At 67.3% G+C, this 15,663-nt stretch carries 3 protein-coding genes; all 3 read right to left on the bottom strand.

The window, feature by feature from the left end; all coding sequences use genetic code 11:
- Nucleotides 1–44 precede the first annotated feature (44 nt).
- The 3 genes from AB3X10_RS11310 to AB3X10_RS11300 all read right to left on the bottom strand — a co-directional run bounded on the left by AB3X10_RS11310 (nucleotide 45) and on the right by AB3X10_RS11300 (nucleotide 15,652).
- On the bottom strand, nucleotides 45–1,019 hold the full coding sequence (locus AB3X10_RS11310) for a TauD/TfdA family dioxygenase (protein ID WP_369981525.1): 975 nt from the start codon (nucleotides 1,017–1,019) through the stop codon (nucleotides 45–47).
- A gap of 70 nt (nucleotides 1,020–1,089) precedes the next feature.
- A complete protein-coding gene (locus AB3X10_RS11305) occupies nucleotides 1,090–1,917 on the bottom strand; it encodes a thioesterase II family protein (protein ID WP_369981523.1) in 828 nt (275 codons plus the stop codon).
- A gap of 13 nt (nucleotides 1,918–1,930) precedes the next feature.
- A complete protein-coding gene (locus AB3X10_RS11300; RefSeq protein ID WP_369981521.1) occupies nucleotides 1,931–15,652 on the bottom strand; it encodes an amino acid adenylation domain-containing protein in 13,722 nt (4,573 codons plus the stop codon).
- Between the last annotated feature and the right edge of the window lie 11 nt (nucleotides 15,653–15,663).

Raw genomic sequence — 15,663 nt, 5'->3', positions numbered from 1 at the left:
ACGTGCAGCTGGCGCCGCCAGCCACCCCGGTCCGCACGATCTGCTCAGGTCGAAGAAAGATAGGCGAGCGTCTTGCGCTCGCCCTTGAACGACTCGCGGCCATGCATCATCAGGACGTTGTCGATCATCAGCAGGTCGTTCCGCTGCCAATCGAACAGCAATTTGTTGTGGTTGAGGATCCGGCGCACTTCCGCAAGCACCTCCTCCTCCATCGCTTCGCCGTCGCCGTACTCGCATTCGTGCGGCAGGTTGCCCTTCCCTACCATCTGCTCGAACATGCCGCGGATGGCTGGGTTCAATGCCGACGAATGCCATTGCTCGGCCTGGTTGAACCAGACTTCCTCGCCCGTGCGCGGATGCGTGGTGAACGCCTCGCAGCGGGTGGAGACGCGCAGCATGCCATTGGCCGACCATGTGCAGACAGAGCCTTGCTCGGCGGCGATCTTTTCCACCTGGGCACGATCTTCGGTCTGGTAGGTCGCCTGCCAGCTCTTCCCGAACGGAATGCTGGGCTGGAAGTTGCGGATGTAGTTGATCTTCTTTTCCCGAAACTTGCTGGCTATTTCCTGGGGCAGCGCACGCAGGATGTCGCGACTGCTGGCGAGCGAGGTCTGCCCGCCCGATGTGGCGGGAACGAGGCTGTAGAAGAACAGCCGCGTCGGCCAGCTCGGCAGGTAGGACATCTCGTTGTGCATCGATATCACTTCGGTCGCCGGGTACTCCGTCGAGGTGAAGACATCGGCCACTACGCGATTGCGTGGCGAATCGCCGCCGACGTAGCCGAACGGCTTGCCACCCAGGCGTTCCGCGCAATTGTGGAAATCCTGCGCACCATTCAGCTCGAATCCCCGGAAGAGAATCCCGCCGTGCCGCAACAGCAGCTCCTCTACCCTGGAATTCTCGCTCGCCAAGTAGCCGTGCAGTGCATCGAGGCTGGCATCCGCTTCTGGCGTGACGACGACCGGATGATGATCCGATGTCGAGAACAGTGAACTCACTTTCATAAAACCGATCTCCATGCGGTGTGATTCGGGTGCTGGTCTTTCCGATCCAGACGATCTGATCGAATGTGTTCTGCGGCTCGATGCGCTAGATGAAGCTCGGCCGGCTTGATGCGCTGGAATTTGCGCTGCGAGTCGCGTCCTCCATCCCCAGGCTGCGGACGCAGCGTTGTTCCAGGAGCTCTTCCAGTTCGATATTGAGCTGATCGAGCACGGCCGCGCGATGGGTGTTGATGAAAAAATGCCCTTCGTCGAACCATGTCGTGCGACAGCTGGCGGAAGTCTCCTTGCTCCATCCTTCCACCTGGCCCGCGCCCTTGTTGTCGTCCTGCTTTCCGGCATAGACGCTGATCGGGACCTGCAGCAGCGGCCCGGACCGGTACGCGTAGTTCTCGGCCAGGGCGAAGTCGGCGCGAATTGCCGGCAGCATCAGCGTCATCAGTTCGCTGCTTTCCAGCACTTCGGCGGGCGTGCCGTTGTAGCCGCGCAGCTCTTCGATGAAGGCAGCGTCGGGAAGGCGCTGCAATTGCCTGGACGGGCTGCGGAATTGCGGTGCCTGGCAGCCGGACATGAACAAGCATTGCGGACCCGCGACGCCATGCAGCCGCAGATAGCGCGCGAGTTCGAAGGCGATCAGCGCCCCGACGCTATGGCCGAAGAACGCAAAGGGAAGGTTGCTGTGCTGCGTGACCGCCGGCGCCATCGATTTCAGCAGTGTCTGCATCGAGGCGATCGGTGGTTCGGCGATGCGCGCACCACGCCCAGGCAGCTGCAGGGCGCAGATCTCCACGGACGGATGCAACGCAGCGCGCCAGGAAGCGAAATTGAAGGCGCTTCCGCCCGCGTATGCAAAGCAGAACAGCCGCATGCGCGGTGGCTGGGCGGTCATTCTGATGAGCCAGGGATTCCAATGCATGTCGTGAAGCTCCTTAAGGAACGATCTCTAGCACTGCAAGCTGGGCGTGGGCGTCATTGGGTTTCGACGGCACCTTGCCAGGTTGCAGGAATTCCACGATCGCCTCGGCGATGCGCTGCACGTTGGGCTCGGCCATCAAGCCGTAGTGATCCGTATCGAGATGCCGAGTTGCGGTGCCGCTTGTCCATGGCTCGGCGGCATGCGGACCCTGGTTCGCCGATGCCGATACCGCGTGTCTTGTTGCCCAGAACGTCTGCACGGGTGCCTGCACCGGACTCGGCCGGTAGCCTGCCAGCAATCGCAGATGCCGGTGCGTGATGGGGACTTGCGACCTGAAGTGCCCGAACGTCTCGGCGTTGAACCCGGGCTTCAGCCACTGCCTCAGATACGGTTCCGCTTCCAGGAATTCCATTTGCAGCAGCTCCTTCACCGACCTTGGCCCGAGCGTCATGCGCCCGCTTCCGTTTTCCTTCTGGGAGAACCCGTTGCCGCGCAACTCCACCAACGCGGCCTTGAGCATCAGCTCGTCTTCATCCATTCCAGCATCGTCGAAGTTCGATCGGGAATCAATCAGGCCGAGATACTCGATCTCGTCGCCATTCTCGATCATGTGTGCCGCCACCGCCGAGGCGATGACGCCGCCCGTGGACCACCCGAGCAGGCGATACGGTCCGATTGCCTGAGCCGCATGGATGGCGCTTGCGTAAGCGCTCGCCATGTCCGCTATCGCCTCGAATCGGTGTGGCAGCCCGATCGCGTCCGGAGCCTGGATGCCATAGACCGGAAGCTGCGGTGCCAGTTGTCGCGCCAATGCCCGATAGAAAGAGACATGCCCGCCTACCGGGTGGAAACAGAACAGGGGCCTGTCCTCGCCTTGGGTTTGCAGTGGCACGACCAGCGATTGCGAATGGCGGCCCGTCTCGACCATCGAGGCAAGGCCCGTCAGACTGGATGTCGAGAATATCGCGGCTATCGGCACCTCTGCTCCCAAGCGCATCCGCAGTGCATGCATCAGCTTGATCGCAAGCAGCGAATGCCCGCCCAGTTCGAAGAAGTGATCGTGGCGCCCCACCCGCTCCAAGCCCAGCAGTTCCTGCCAGATCGCCGCGATCGCCTGCTCGATCTCGCCCACCGGGGCTTCGTAACTGCGACTGGCCACCGCCGCCTGGTCCGGCGCCGGCAATGCCTTGCGATCCAGCTTGCCGCTGGGCGTCAGCGGCAAGGCCGGCAATGCCACGAACGCGTTCGGCACCATGTGCTCCGGCAGGGCTTGCAGGAGCGCTTCGCGCAGTGCCGCCACCGACAGCTCGGTCTCTTCTTCGGCCGTCACATACGCGACGAGCCGCTTGTCGCCCGGCACGTCCTCGCGCGCCAGCACCACGGCCTCGCGCACGCCCGTGCACGCCGCCAACCTCGCTTCGATCTCCCCCAGCTCGATCCGGAATCCGCGCACCTTCACCTGGAAGTCGTTGCGCCCCAGGTACTCGATGGTGCCGTCCGGCAACCAGCGACCGAGATCGCCGGTCCGGTACATCCTGGCAGCAGGATCCTCCACGAACGGATCGTCGACGAAGCGCTCCAGGGTCAAACCGGGCTGGTTCAGATATCCGCGCGCCACGCCGGCGCCTCCGATATGCAGTTCCCCCGCCACCCCGATCGGCACCGGTTGTCCTTGCGCATCCAGGATATAGACCCGTGCATTCGCAATCGGTCCGCCTATGTGCGGGCGTTCTCCAGCATCATTGACGGCGGCAAGGGTGCTGTCGACCGTGCATTCCGTCGGGCCATACACATTGAAGATCCGTAGCGTCGCTGACCGGCTCAGCTTCGTCCACATGCCTGGCGCAATGGCTTCGCCGCCAACCAACACGGCTTTCAATGAGGCGATGGGGCTTTCCAGCAAACCGGCATCCAGCAGGAATCCCAGTTGCGCCGGCGTGCAGTCGAGGGCTCCGATACGGTGCTGGCTCAGGAACTGCAGCAGCGCGCCGGCATCGATCCGGACGGCTTCCGGGATCACCACGACGCAGCGCCCGGACAAGAGTTGGGTCAATGCTTGAACCGATGCGTCGAACGACAACGATGCGTTCAACGCGACACGCTCGTCGCCGGGCAACCCGCCGAAGACCGAGTGCTCCAGTTCTGCACACAGGTTGACCACGGAAGCGTGCTCGATCATCACCCCCTTCGGCTGCCCGGTCGAACCGGAGGTGTAGATCACGTAGGCCAGGTGCCGCGATGTGAGTCCAGCGATGACCGGATCGTGCGTCGGTTGCTGAAGTAGTGCCGCGTCCGTGTCCATCGCCACCACTGCTAGCCCTGCATCGGCGGTATGGAGATCCTTCACCGTGCCGGCCAATTGCGCCTGGGTGAGCAGCGCCACCGGCGCACTGTCGGCCAGCATGTAGGCAAGCCGTTCGGCCGGATACGCCGGATCCAGCGGCACGTAGGCGCCGCCCGCCTTGAGGATGCCCAGCAACCCCACCACCATGTCCACGCTGCGCGGCATGCAGATCGCCACGCGATCGTCGGGCCGTACGCCAAGTTCAATCAGCCGATGTGCCAGTTGATTGGCACGGTCGTTCAACGCGCCGTAGCTCAACTGCTGGTCGCCGCACTCCAGTGCGATCGCCTGTGGCTGCCGTGTCGCCTGCGCCTGGAACAGCGTGTGGATCGGCACCTCCGGATATGCGGCCTGCGTCGCATTGAACCCGTGCAGCACCTGCGCACGCTCGTCGGCGGACAACAACGGCAGCCGGCTGACCGGCAGCGCCGTCTCGGCCATCATCGCCGCCAGCAACGTCTGCCAATGCCCCAGCAGCCGTTCCATGCTCGCGCGCTCGAACAGGTCGGCCGCATAGACCAGCGCACCCGACAACCCGTCGGGCGTCTCGCTCAGCGACAGCGACAGGTCGAACTGGGCACTGGGCGTGCCCGTCTCTACCGGCGCCAGCGCCAGGCCCGGCAGCTGCAGGGCGCCCTCGCTGGGCGTGTTGTTCAAGCTCAGCATCGCCTGGAACACCGGGCTGTGGCTGAGGCTGCGTGCCGGCTGCACCGCTTCGACCACCTGCTCGAACGGCAGGTCCTGGTGCGCATACGCGCCCAGCGTCGTCGTGCGGACCTGCGCCAACAGCTCGGTCACGGTCGGGTCGGCGCGCAGGTCCACGTGCAAGGCCAGCGTGTTGACGAAGAAGCCGATCAGTGGCTCGATCTCGGCCCGCTGCCGGTTCGCCACCGGGCTGCCGATCACCACCTGCCCCTGCCCGCTCAGCCGCGCCAGCAGCGCCGACCAGCTGGCCAGCAAGGTCATGAACAGCGTCGTGCCGTGCTGTTTGGACAACGAACGGACGGCACCGACCAACTCCGCCGGCAAGCGCGCAGGCACACTGCCACCGCGATAACTCATCGTCATCGGCCGAGGCCGGTCGGTCGGGAGTTCCAGCAGCGCCGGGGCCTCGCCCAGCTGCGCCTTCCAGAATGCCAGCTGTTCTTCCAGCACGGTGCCCTGCAGCCAACGCCGCTGCCAGGCGGCGTAGTCCGCGTACTGCACCGGCAACGCCGGCAAGGGGTCGGGCGCCCCCTCCCGGAAGGCGGTGTACAGCGCGCTGACTTCACGCACAAGTACCCCGATCGACCAGCCGTCGGAGACGATGTGGTGCTGGGTCACCAGTAGCACGTGTTCCTGTTCGGACAGTTGCAACAGCCGGCCGCGGATCAACGGGCCGCGTTCCAGATCGAACGCCGCCCGGGCTTCGGCGCTACTCAGCTCGGCGATGGCCGCTTCCTGTGCAGGAGCATCCAGCTCGCGCAGGTCATGCGTGGCTAGCGCGAACCCGATATTGGCCGGTGCGATCACCTGCTGCGGTTCACCCTCCACGCTGACGAACGTCGTGCGCAGGCTCTCGTGCCGTGCCACGGCCCGGTCCAGGCTGGCCTGCAAGGCCGCACGATCCAAGTCACCGCTCAGCCGCAGCGCCGCCGGGATGTGGTACGCCGCGCCTGCGGCATGGTCCAGCTGGTCCAGGAACCACAGCCGCTGCTGCGCCCACGACAGCGGCAACGCGCCGGTGCGGTCCACCGGCACGATCGCCTCCTGCACCGTGGCCGCGGCAGCGGAGACGCTCCTGGCCAGCGACGCCAGCACTGGCTGCGCGAACACCTCGCGCAAGGCCAGCTCCACGCCCAGCGTCGCACGCACGCGCGTCACCAGCCGCACCGCCAGCAACGAGTGCCCGCCCAGCTCGAAGAAGTGGTCGTGCCGCCCGACTCGTTCCAGGCCCAGCAGCTCCTGCCAGATCGTTGCGAGCGCCTGCTCCACCTCACCGACTGGGGCTTCGTAACTGCGGCTGGCCACCGCCGCCTGGTCCGGCGCCGGCAACGCCTTGCGGTCCAGCTTGCCGTTCGGCGTCAGCGGCAAGGCCGCCAGCGTCACGAACGCGCTCGGGACCATGTACTCCGGCAGCACCTGCAACAGCGCTTCGCGCAGCGCCATGGCCGACGGTTCGGCGCCTTCTTCAGCCACGACATAGGCCACGAGCCGCTTGTCGCCCGGCACGTCCTCGCGTGCCAGCACCACCGCCTCGCGCACGCCTGCGCATGCCGCCAACCGCGCCTCGATCTCGCCCAGCTCGATCCGGAACCCGCGCACCTTCACCTGGAAATCGTTGCGCCCCAGGTACTCGAGCGTGCCGTCCGGCAACCAACGACCGAGGTCCCCCGTCCGGTACATCCGGGCCATGGCGTCGCTGGCGAACGGATCGGCCAGGAACCGCTCGGCGGTCAGGTCTGGACGGTTCAAGTAGCCGCGCGCCACGCCAGCACCAGCGATGTGGATCTCCCCCGCCACCCCGATCGGCACCGGCTCGCCCTGCGCACCGAGCACGTACACCTGCGTGTTGGCGATCGGCCGGCCGATATGGCCCACGAACCCGTCCGCCCGCGTCATCGCCGTCCAGGTCGAGTACGTCGTCGTCTCCGACGGACCGTACAGGTTCGCCACTACCTGCGCCTGGCTTGCCGCGAACACCCGCTCCACCAGCGCCCGCTTCAGCGGCTCGCCGGCCAGGTTCACCGTCGTCACCGACGCCGGCAACCCGTCGCCGTCCAGCACCGCCGCGATCGCCGAGGGCACCGTGTTGACCAGCGTCGTCCCGGCCAGCGCTGCGCCGGCCGACACCAGGTCCGGAACCAGCCGCACCGTGCGGCCCGTGCTCAACGGCACGAACAGTTCGAACACCGCCAGGTCGAAGTTGATCGAGGTCGACAGCAGCGTCGTCGCCAGCTGCTCGGCCGAGAAGCTCGCCTGCGCCCACGCCACCAGGTTGGCTGCGTTGGCGTGCTCGATCATCACCCCCTTCGGCTTCCCGGTCGAACCGGAGGTGTAGATCACGTAGGCCAGGTGCCGCGATGTGAGTCCAGCGATGACAGGATCGTGCGCTGGCTGCGCAGCCAACGTCTCGTCCAGCATCACCAGCGCTACCTTCGACACGTCCGCTACGTTGGCGTGTACGCCCACCACCGTCTCAGCCAATTGCGCCTGGGTCAGCAGCGCCACCGGCGCACTGTCGGACAGCATGTAGGCCAGCCGTTCGGCCGGATACGCCGGATCCAGCGGCACGTAGGCGCCGCCCGCCTTGAGGATGCCCAGCAGCCCCACCACCATGTCCACACTGCGTGGCATGCAGATCGCCACGCGGTCGTCGGGCCGCACACCCAACGCGATCAGCCGGTGCGCCAGCTGGTTGGCACGGGCGTTCAACGCGCCGTAGCTCAGCCGCTGGTCGCCGCACTCCAGTGCAATTGCCTGTGGCTGTTGCGCGGCCTGCGCCTGGAACAGCGCGTGGATCGGGGTGTCCTGCGGGTAGTCCATGCTGGTCGCGTTGAACCCGTGCAGCACCTGCGCACGCTCGTCGGCGGACAACAACGGCAGCCGGCTGACCGGCAGCGCCGTCTCGGCCATCATCGCCGCCAGCAACGTCTGCCAATGCCCCAGCAGCCGTTCCATGCTCGCGCGCTCGAACAGGTCGGCCGCATAGACCAGCGCACCCGACAACCCGTCGGGCGTCTCGCTCAGCGACAGCGACAGGTCGAACTGGGCACTGGGCGTGCCCGTCTCTACCGGCGCCAGCGCCAGGCCCGGCAGCTGCAGGGCGCCCTCGCTGGGCGTGTTGTTCAAGCTCAGCATCGCCTGGAACACCGGGCTGTGGCTGAGGCTGCGTGCCGGCTGCACCGCTTCGACCACCTGCTCGAACGGCAGGTCCTGGTGCGCATACGCGCCCAGCGTCGTCGTGCGGACCTGCGCCAACAGCTCGGCCACGCTGGGATCGGCCCGCAGGTCCACATACAAGGCCAGCGTGTTGACGAAGAAGCCGATCAGCGGCTCGATCTCGGCCCGCTGCCGGTTCGCCACCGGGCTGCCGATCACCACCTGCGCCTGCCCGCTCAACCGCGACAGCAGCGCCGACCAGCTCGCCAGCAAGGTCATGAACAGCGTCGTGCCGTGCTGCTGCGACAGGCGCTGCAGGTGCTCGCTCAGCGCCTGCGGCACGCGCACCGCGATACGCGCGCCGCGATAACTCTGGACGGCCGGCCGAGGCCGGTCGGTCGGCAATTCCAGCAACGCCGGCGCCTCGCCCAGCTGTGTCTTCCAGAACGCCAGCTGCTCCCGCAGCGCGGCGCCCTGCAGCCAACGCCGCTGCCAGGCGGCGTAGTCCGCGTACTGCACCGGCAACGCCGGCAATGGGTCGGGCGCACCTTCCCGGAAGGCGGTGTACAGCGCGCTGACCTCGCGCACCAACACCCCGATCGACCAGCCGTCGGAGACGATATGGTGCTGGGTGACCAGCAACACGTGTTCGCTCTCGGAGAGTTGCAGCAAGCGGCCACGGATCAGTGGCCCTTGCGCCAGGTCGAACGGCGCACGCGCTTCAGCGCTGCTCAGCTCGGCGATGGCCGCTTCCTGCGCAGGAGCATCCAGCTCGCGCAGGTCATGCGTGGCTAGCGCGAACCCGACATCGGCCGCGGCGATCACCTGCTGCGGTTCACCCTCGACGCTGACAAACGTCGTACGCAGGCTCTCGTGCCGCGCCACGACCCGGTCCAGGCTGGCCTGCAAGGCCGTACGATCCAAGTCACCGCTCAGCCGCAGCGCCGCCGGGATGTGGTACGCCGCGCCTGCGGCATGGTCCAGCTGGTCCAGGAACCACAGCCGCTGCTGCGCCCACGACAGCGGCAACGCGCCGGTGCGGTCCACCGGCACGATCGCCTCCTGCACCGTGGCCGCGGCAGCGGAGACGCTCCTGGCCAGCGACGCCAGTACCGGCTGCGCGAACACCTCGCGCAAGGCCAGCTCCACGCCCAGCGTCGCACGCACGCGCGTCACCAGCCGCACCGCCAGCAACGAGTGCCCGCCCAGCTCGAAGAAGTGGTCGTGCCGCCCGACTCGTTCCAGGCCCAGCAGCTCCTGCCAGATCGTTGCGAGCGCCTGCTCCACCTCACCGACTGGGGCTTCATAAATGCGGCTGGCGACCGCCGCCTGGTCCGGCGCCGGCAGCGCCTTGCGGTCCAGCTTGCCGTTCGGCGTCAGCGGCAAGACCGCCAGCGTCACGAACGCGCTCGGGACCATGTACTCCGGCAGCACCTGCAACAGCGCTTCGCGCAGCGCCATGGCCGACGGTTCGGCGCCTTCTTCAGCCACGACATAGGCCACGAGCCGCTTGTCGCCCGGCACATCCTCGCGCGCCAGCACCACCGCCTCGCGCACGCCTGCACATGCCGCCAGCCTGGCCTCGATCTCGCCCAGCTCGATCCGGAACCCGCGCACCTTCACCTGGAAGTCGTTGCGGCCCAGGTACTCGAGCGTGCCGTCGGGCAACCAGCGGCCAAGATCGCCCGTACGGTACATGCGCGCGTTCGCGTCTTCCACGAACGGATCGGCCAGGAACCGCTCGGCGGTCATGTCTGGACGGTTCAAATAGCCACGCGCCACGCCAGCACCAGCGATGTGGATCTCCCCCGCCACCCCGATCGGCACCGGCTCGCCCTGCGCACCGAGCACGTACACCTGCGTGTTGGCGATCGGCCGGCCGATATGGCCCACGAACCCGTCCGCCCGCGTCATCGCCGTCCAGGTCGAGTACGTCGTCGTCTCCGACGGACCGTACAGGTTCGCCACTACCTGCGCCTGGCTTGCCGCGAACACCCGCTCCACCAGCGCCCGCTTCAGCGGCTCGCCGGCCAGGTTCACCGTCGTCACCGACGCCGGCAACCCGTCGCCGTCCAGCACCGCCGCGATCGCCGAGGGCACCGTGTTGACCAGCGTCGTCCCGGCCAGCGCTGCGCCGGCCGACACCAGGTCCGGAACCAGCCGCACCGTGCGGCCCGTGCTCAACGGCACGAACAGTTCGAACACCGCCAGGTCGAAGTTGATCGAGGTCGACAGCAGCGTCGTCGCCAGCTGCTCGGCCGAGAAGCTCGCCTGCGCCCACGCCACCAGGTTGGCTGCGTTGGCGTGCTCGATCATCACCCCCTTCGGCTTCCCGGTCGAACCGGAGGTGTAGATCACGTAGGCCAGGTGCCGCGATGTGAGTCCAGCGATGACAGGATCGTGCGCTGGCTGCGCAGCCAACGTCTCGTCCAGCATCACCAGCGCTACCTTCGACACGTCCGCTACGTTGGCGTGTACGCCCACCACCGTCTCAGCCAATTGCGCCTGGGTCAGCAGCGCCACCGGCGCACTGTCGGACAGCATGTAGGCCAGCCGTTCGGCCGGATACGCCGGATCCAGCGGCACGTAGGCGCCGCCCGCCTTGAGGATGCCCAGCAGCCCCACCACCATGTCCACACTGCGTGGCATGCAGATCGCCACGCGGTCGTCGGGCCGCACACCCAACGCGATCAGCCGGTGCGCCAGCTGGTTGGCACGGGCGTTCAACGCGCCGTAGCTCAGCCGCTGGTCGCCGCACTCCAGTGCGATCGCCTGCGGCTGCTGCGCCGCCTGCACCTCGAACAGCGCGTGGATCGGAACCTCCAGATATGCCGCCTGCGTCGCGTTGAACCCGACAAGCACCTGCTCGCGCTCATCGGCGGACAACAACGGCAGCCGGCTGACCGGCAGCGCCGTCTCGGCCACCATCGCCGCCAGCAACGTCTGCCAATGTCCCAGCAGCCGTTCCATGCTCGCGCGCTCGAACAGGTCGGCCGCGTACACCAGCGCGCCCACCAGCCCGTCCGGCGTCTCGCTCAGCGACAGCGACAGGTCGAACTGGGCGCTGGGCGTGCCCGTCTCCACCGGCGCCAGTACCAGGCCTGGCAGCTGCAGAGCCCCCTCGCTGGGCGTGTTGTTCAAGCTCAGCATCGCCTGGAACACCGGGCTGTGACTGAGACTGCGCGCCGGCTGCACCGCTTCGACCACCTGCTCGAACGGCAGGTCCTGGTGCGCATACGCGCCCAGCGTCGTCGTCCTGACCTGCGCCAGCAGCTCGGCCACGCTGGGATCGGCGCGCAGGTCCACGTGCAAGGCCAGCGTGTTGACGAAGAAGCCGATCAGCGGCTCGATCTCGGCCCGCTGCCGGTTCGCCACCGGGCTGCCGATCACCACCTGCCCCTGTCCGCTCAGCCGCGCCAGCAATGCCGACCAGCTGGCCAGCAAGGTCATGAACAACGTCGTGCCGTGCTGCTGCGACAGGCGCTGCAACTGCTCGCTCAGCGCCTGCGGCACGCGCACCGCGATACGCGCGCCGCGATAACTCTGGACGGCCGGCCGTGGCCGGTCGGTCGGCAGTTCCAGCAGCGCCGGCGCATCGTGCAGCTGCGTTTTCCAGAACGCCAATTGGTCTTCCAGCGCGGCGCCCTGCAGCCAACGCCGCTGCCAGGTGGCGTAGTCCGCGTACTGCACCGGCAGCGCCGGCAATGGGTCGGACGCCCCGTCCCGGAAGGCGGTGTACAGCGCGCTGACTTCCTTCACCAGCAACCCGATCGACCAGCCGTCGGAGACGATATGGTGCTGGGTCACCAACAGCACGTGCTCACTCTCGGAGAGTTGCAGCAAGCGACCACGGATCAGTGGCCCTTGCGCCAGGTCGAACGGCGCACGCGCTTCAGCACGACTCAGCTTGGCGATGGCCGCTTCCTGCGCAGGAGTATCCAGCTCGCGCAGGTCGTGCTCGGCCAAGGCAAAACCACTGTCCGCCGGTGCGATGACCTGCTGCGGTTCACCCTCCACGCTGACGAACGTCGTGCGCAGGCTCTCGTGCCGCGCCACGACCCGGTCCAGGCTGGCCTGTAAGGCCGTACGATCCAAGTCACCGCTCAGCCGCAGCGCCGCCGGGATGTGGTACGCCGCGCCTGCGGCATGGTCCAGCTGGTCCAGGAACCACAGCCGCTGTTGCGCCCACGACAGTGGCAGCACGCCGGTACGGTCCACCGGCACGATCGCCTCCTGCACCGTGGCCGCGGCAGCGGAGACAGTCTTGGCCAGCAACGCCAGCACTGGCTGTGCGAACACCTCGCGCAAGGCCAGCTCCACGCCCAGCGTCGCGCGCACGCGCGTCACCAGCCGCACCGCCAGCAGCGAGTGCCCGCCCAGCTCGAAGAAGTGGTCGTGCCGACCGACCTGCGCCAGGCCCAGCAACTCGTGCCAGATCGTTGCGAGCGCCTGCTCCACCTCGCCCACTGGCGCTTCATAACTGCGGCTAGCGACCGCCGCCTGGTCCGGCGCTGGCAGCGCCTTGCGGTCCAGCTTGCCGTTCGGCGTTAGCGGCAAGACCGCCAGCGTCACGAACGCGCTCGGAACCATGTACTCCGGCAAGACCTGCGACAGCGCCTCGCGCAACGCAGCAACCGCCAACACATGGCCGTCCTGCGGCACCACGTAGGCCACGAGTCGCTTGTCACCCGGCACGTCCTCGCGCGCCAGCACCACCGCCTCGCGCACGCCTGCGCATGCCGCCAACCGGGCCTCGATCTCGCCCAGCTCGATCCGGAACCCGCGCACCTTCACCTGGAAATCGTTGCGGCCCAGGTACTCGAGCGTGCCGTCCGGCCGCCACCGGCACAGATCGCCGGTGCGGTACATCCGGGCACCGGGATCCTTCGCGAAGCGGTCGCCAGGGAAGCGCTCCGCCGTCAATTCCGGCCTGTGCAAGTAGCCGCGTGCCACGCCAGCGCCGCCGATATGCAGCTCCCCCGCGACCCCGATCGGCATCGGCTCGCCTCGCGCATCGAGCACATAGACCTGCGCGTTGGCGATCGGCCGGCCGATCGGGATGCTGTGCATTCCCTCCGACACCGAGGCGACGCGATAGGTGGTCGCGAACGTCGTGGCTTCGGTTGGGCCATAGCAATTCAGCAGGTGCGCAGGAGGCGAAGGACCTTGCAGGGCCCGGGCAACGCTGCGTGGATCCAGTACGTCGCCGCCGATCAACAGATACTTCAGGCCCGCGAACGACAGGCCGAATGCATTCACGTATTCGTTGAACAGCCCGACCGTCAGCAGCAGCAATGTCGCCTGTCCCTCGCGCAGCGCTTCGCCGAGCGCCTGTGGGTCCATGAGCACCGGCTGGGGGATCACCAGCAAGCGCGCTCCATTGAGCAAGGCGCCCCAGATCTCCCATGTCGACGCGTCGAATGCCGGGTTGGAGCAATGGCCCACGCAATCGCTCGGCACGATCGGCACATCCGGGTTGTCGATGGTCAGGTGCACCACATTGCGGTGCTCGACCATCACCCCCTTCGGCTTGCCTGTGGATCCGGAGGTGTAGATCACGTAGGCCAGGTGACGCGAGGTCAACCCATCCACCACCGGATCGGAGGCGTGCCGAGGCACCGACGAGGACTCGATCTGGTCGAACACGAGCAACGGACACGCGGCCGTACCCAGTACCGGCATGGCGTCGCGCAGCGCCGCATCGGTCAACAATGCGGCCGGCCGGATGTCTTCCAGCATGTACGCCAGGCGGTCGGACGGGAGCGCGGGGTCCAGCGGAACGTAGGCGCCGCCGGCCTTCAGCACGCCGAGCATGCCTGCTGCCAGCGCGATGCCGCGCTGCGCACAGAGAACGACACGATCGTCGGGTCCGACGCCCAGTTCGATCAAGCGATGCGCGATCAGGTTCGCGCGGCGGTTAAGTTCGCCGTAGCTCAGGCCCGTGCCTTCGCATTCGAGTGCGATCGCATGCGGTTGCCGCGCCGCATGCGCTTCGAACAATGCATGGACCAAGGCCTCCTGCGGATAGGGCGCGCGGGTCGCATTGAAGCCGGCCACTACCTGCTCGCGCTCGGCGGCAGTCAGCAACGGCAGACGCGTCACCGGTTGCGCATCGTCGGCGACCATCGCCTCGAGCAGCGTCACCCAATGCCCGAGCATCCGCTCGATGGTGCTGCCGTCGAAAAGATCGGTGGCATAGATCGCCCCGCCCACCAGCCCGTCGGCGCTGTCGGCCAGCGACAGGGCGAGATCGAACTGCGCGGTTTGTTGCACCGTCTCCACGGTCGCCAGGGTCAGATCCGGCAATGGCGCCGTCCCCTCTCCCCCCGGCGTATTGTTCAGGACCAGGAGCACCTGGAACACCGGGCTGTGGCTGAAGCTGCGCGCCGGCTGCACCGCTTCGACCACCTGCTCGAACGGCAGGTCCTGGTGCGCATACGCGCCCAGCGTCGTCGCCCTGACCTGCGCCAGCAGCTCGGCGACGGTCGGGTCGGCGCCCAGGTCCACGCGCAAGGCCAGCGTGTTGACGAAGAAACCCACCAGCGGCTCGATCTCGGCCCGCTGCCGGTTCGCCACCGGGCTGCCGATCACCAGGTCGGTCTGCCCGCTCAGCCGCGACAGCAGCACCGACCAGCCAGCGAGCAGCGTCATGAACAGCGTGGTGCCGTGACGCTGCGACAAGGCGCGCAACTTGTCGCTCAATCCGCGCGACAAGCGCAGCGAACTGCGATCGCCGCGATAGCTCTGCACGGCGGGGCGTGGCCGGTCGGTCGGCAGCTCCAGCAACGCCGGCGCGCCGGACAGCTGCTTGCGCCAGAAGTCGATCTGCCCTTGCAGCACCTCGCCCTGCAGCCATTGCCGTTGCCAGGCCGCGTAGTCGGCATACTGGATCGGCAGCGGCGGCAACGGGTCCGACCGGCCCTGGCTGAAAGCGGCATAAAGGGCGCCGACTTCCTTCACCAGCACGCCGATCGACCAGCCGTCGGAGACGATGTGGTGCTGGGTCACCAGCAACACATGTTCGCGCTCGGACAACACCAGCAAGCGGCCACGGATCAGCGGCCCTTGCGCGAGGTCGAACGGCGCGCGCGCTTCGCGCAAGCTCAGCTCGGCCACCGCCGATTCCTGCGCCGTGGCATCCAGGCCACGCAGGTCGTGCTCGGTCAGCGCGAAACCGCTGTCCGCCGCGGCGATCGCCTGCCGCGGTTCGCCCTCCACGCTGACGAAGGTCGTGCGCAGGTTCTCGTGCCGCGCCACGATTCGATCCAGGCTCGCTTGCAAGGCGGCACGATCCAGGGCGCCGCTCAAGCGCAGCGCAGCCGGGATGTGATAAGCAGCGCCCGCGGCATGGTCCAACTGGTCCAGGAACCACAGCCGCTGTTGCGCCCACGACAGCGGCAGCACGCCGCCGCGATCCACCGGCCGGATCGGCGAGGTCGCGACGTAGTGCGGTGCCAGCTTCGCCCGGGCCAGCTTCAGCAGGCGTTCCTTCTCCGCAATGGAAAGATTCTTCAGCGCAGTGCGTTCCATCTCTTGACCTT

It is taken from the genome of Xanthomonas sp. DAR 80977, from assembly GCF_041240605.1.
Taxonomy (GTDB): domain Bacteria; phylum Pseudomonadota; class Gammaproteobacteria; order Xanthomonadales; family Xanthomonadaceae; genus Xanthomonas_A; species Xanthomonas_A bundabergensis.
The sequence above is the reverse complement of the archived record's forward strand: the minus strand, read 5'-3'. Positions and strand labels throughout refer to the sequence as shown.